The sequence below is a fragment of the Betaproteobacteria bacterium genome (genome assembly GCA_009377585.1).
In the GTDB taxonomy this organism is placed as follows: Bacteria; Pseudomonadota; Gammaproteobacteria; order Burkholderiales; family WYBJ01; genus WYBJ01.
The window spans coordinates 1-2,706 of record WHTS01000240.1 but is presented as its reverse complement, the minus strand read 5'-3'; the positions used below and the strand labels follow the sequence as shown (position 1 = coordinate 2,706).

Annotated in this window: 3 protein-coding genes; all 3 read left to right on the top strand. The window is 62.9% G+C overall.

Annotated elements, in window-relative coordinates; translation table 11 throughout:
- Positions 1-1,242 (top strand): hypothetical protein (locus tag GEV05_30955; GenBank protein ID MPZ47697.1); only part of this gene is annotated, 1,242 nt, incomplete at its 5' end.
- A complete protein-coding gene (locus GEV05_30950; protein ID MPZ47696.1) occupies positions 1,235-2,176 on the top strand; it encodes a type II secretion system F family protein in 942 nt (313 codons plus the stop codon). The genes GEV05_30955 and GEV05_30950, both read left to right, overlap by 8 nt.
- Positions 2,176-2,706: hypothetical protein (locus GEV05_30945; GenBank protein ID MPZ47695.1), on the top strand; the 531-nt coding region annotated here is incomplete at its 3' end. The genes GEV05_30950 and GEV05_30945, both read left to right, overlap by 1 nt.

Sequence of the window (2,706 nt, the reverse complement as noted above, 5' to 3'; positions counted from 1 at the left end):
CTTCGTGCGCTTGCACGGTCCAGCGGCGGTACCTATTCGTCCGCCGCCACCGCGGACCTCGCCGAGGTCTATGAGGACATCGCGTCTGCGCTTTCGCAGCAGTACCTGGTGACATACACCACCGACGCCCAAGGAGGAAGCGAGGTCGAGATCGGCGTCTCGACTTCGGACGGCGCCGACGTCGTCGCCCTCGACATCCCGCCGGACAACGTTGCTGCGCCTGCAAAGCCCACCGATAAGCAGTCCTCCGCTCCGGTGGAGTTCGGCGCGACTTGGACTCTGTTCCTGGCGCTAACGCTGACCTTCGCGGCCGTGTTCTGCGTTGCGTATTTGATTCTCGGTGGGCGCTACCGGTCCATTCGGGAACGCCGCGTGGCACGCCTGGCAACGGTCGTTGACAGGGCGGTCTCGGATGGCGCGACCAAGGAACGAGGCGCAATCTCCCTCATCCCCGAGTCGCTCGTCGTCCGCGCGGAGGAAATCGCGGAACGAAGAGGCTTTGCTGCTGCGCTTCGCATCAGGCTGGACCGCGCGGGAATGTCCCTCCGCACCGGCGAGTTCGTGGCGGGGAGTGCACTTCTGGCGCTCGCCGGCTACTTCGCCGGAACGTTGCTGTTCTCCAGCGCTTGGATCGGCATGGCACTTGGCATCGTCGTCGGCCTGCTCCCCCTCGTCGTTCTCAACTTCAAGATGGGCCGGCGATCAAAACGTATGCATGCCCAGTTGCCCGACGTTCTGTCGATCCTTGCGAGCTCTTTGCGCGCGGGACACAGCTTCCTACAATCACTCGACCTCGTAGCGCAGGAGATCGGTGAGCCGAGTGCAGAGGAGTACCGCCGTCTCTTGGCGGAGTTGCGGCTCGGTCGCGAGCTCAACGATGCGCTCGATGCAATGGCTCTTCGCATTGGGTCGGAGGATTTCAAGTGGGCCATCGTCGCGGTGAAGATCCAGCGTGAGGTCGGAGGCAACCTAGCCGAGATTCTCGACACCGTCGCGGCCACGCTGCGCGAACGTGAGGCGGTCCGTGGGCAGATCAAGGCGCTGTCGGCAGAGGGCCGCTTATCGATGTATCTGCTGTGCGGCCTGCCATTTGGCGTGGCGGGCTACATGATGCTCGTCAACCCGGAGTACCTCAGCCTCCTGTGGACTACGAACATGGGTCTCGTGATGTTGGCGGTCGGAGGGGCGCTTATGGCTCTGGGGATCATCTGGATGAGAAAGGTCGTGAAGATCGATGTCTGATACGTATCTGGCTCTTGCCCTTGCTTCGACCTTTCTTGCCGTGGGACTGCTAACCGCGTCCGTGGTCGGCGGCCGCAATCAACACCGCAGAGCGGCGCAGGTTCTCGAGGCGCAGCTCGGATCCGTCGACCTCGGGATCGACCTCAAGCAGGAGGAGTTGAACCGGCCTCTGACCCAACGGTTCGTACATCCTGCAATCAATGGTTTCGGCGCCATCGTCAAACGACTGACCAGCGAGGACATGCGCAACCGGCTCGATCGAAAGCTCCTGCTCGCTGGTTCTCCCAAGGGATGGAACGCCGAGCGGATAATGGCGATCAGGCTTCTCGTGGGTGTGATTCTCCCCACCTTCTTTCTGACGACATCCGTGCTGGGCGGGAAACTGGATACGCTGGCCATTGTGGGCGCGGGCCTGCTCTGCTATGTAGGGTGGTTCGGCCCTCACTCGCTGCTCTCGGGACGCGCGAATCGAAGGCAGGAAAACATCCGGCGGGAGCTCCCCGACACCATGGACCTGCTTACGATCAGCGTCGAGGCGGGACTCGGCTTCGACGCGGCCGTGGGGCAGTGCATCACCAACATCAAGGGAACCTTGTCCGATGAGCTGGCCCGCGTTATGCAGGAGATGCAACTCGGCGTCGCCCGGGCTCAGGCTTTCCGCAACCTCGACACGCGCACCGATGTCGAGGAGCTGAAGTCCTTCGTCCTCGCCATGATCCAGGCGGACCAGTTCGGAATCAGCGTTTCGCGGGTGCTGCGCGCCCAGGCGGGTCAGTTGCGCGTCCGCCGCCGTCAGAGGGCCGAAGAGAAGGCGATGAAGCTCCCCGTCAAGATGATCTTTCCGCTCATTCTCTGCGTGATGCCCGCTCTTTTCGTCGTCATCATCGGTCCGGGGGTCGTGCGGATGGCCCAGAACCTGTTCACGGCCTTTTGATGGGCACACACTCGACGGCTCTAGAGCCGCATTCGGGCGGCCGCACGCATCGCGCGGGAAGTTTCGCGGCTGCGTTTCTATGGGTGGTGGCATGCTTCGTTCATCTCAAGGCGGTTGTCTCGGGCGGAGGCTCGGGAAGCGTCCTGTTCCTGCTCCAGATCTCGATCATTGCGTGGCTCTTCATTCGCCGGCGTCCGGCGAGACGCGTTGACTCGCGTCCGTTGCACTGGCTTGCGGCAATCGGCGCAACCTTCGGCCCCTTCCTGCTACAGCCCGGAGGCGGTCAGGTCCCGCTTCCTCCGGCGATCGGCTTCGCACTGCAGTTGAGCGGCGTCATTCTGTCGCTCGTCGCGTTGCTGTGCCTGGGTAAGAGCTTCGGAATCGTCGCCGCCGATCGGGGCCTTGTCACGTCTGGCCCTTATGGGGTGGTGCGGCACCCGGCCTACGCCGCTTACCTGGTGTCGGAACTTGGTTTTCTCGTGCTGAACTTCTCCGCCTTCAACGTGGTAGTGCTGACGGTGGTATGGATT

Excerpts from the sequence above, each read along its gene's own strand:
- GEV05_30950 (MPZ47696.1), top strand. The coding sequence starts at position 1,235 with ATGTCTGATACGTATCTGGCTCTTGCCCTTGCTTCGACCTTTCTTGCC.